The sequence below is a fragment of the Novosphingobium mangrovisedimenti genome (genome assembly GCF_025153475.1).
Lineage (GTDB): Bacteria > Pseudomonadota > Alphaproteobacteria > Sphingomonadales > Sphingomonadaceae > Novosphingobium > Novosphingobium mangrovi_A.
Map to the genome: position 1 here is coordinate 1 of NZ_JANZXA010000079.1, position 257 is coordinate 257.

Consider the following 257-nt stretch of genomic DNA (forward strand, 5'->3'; position numbering starts at 1 on the left):
TCGTCGAGTTTGTCTTCGGCCACCACTAGGCAAGCGGCAGCGGCGTCGTTCTGCTGACTGGCGTTGCCAGCGGTCACGACGCCGCCCTCAATCGCCTTCAGCGCGCCGAGCGAAGCCATCGTCGCGTCGCCGCGATAACCTTCATCGTGTGCGAAGATGGCAGGCGCGCCCTTTCTTTGCGGCACCACAACCGGCACGATTTCGTCGTCGAACATTCCATTCGCCCAGGCGGCCGCGGCCCGCTGGTGGCTGCGCAC

At 65.8% G+C, this 257-nt stretch carries 1 protein-coding gene; it reads right to left on the reverse strand.

What is annotated here, in order from left to right:
• The coding region (locus NZK81_RS21550) for a thiolase family protein (protein WP_473087543.1) at positions 1-257 on the reverse strand (257 nt) is incomplete at both ends.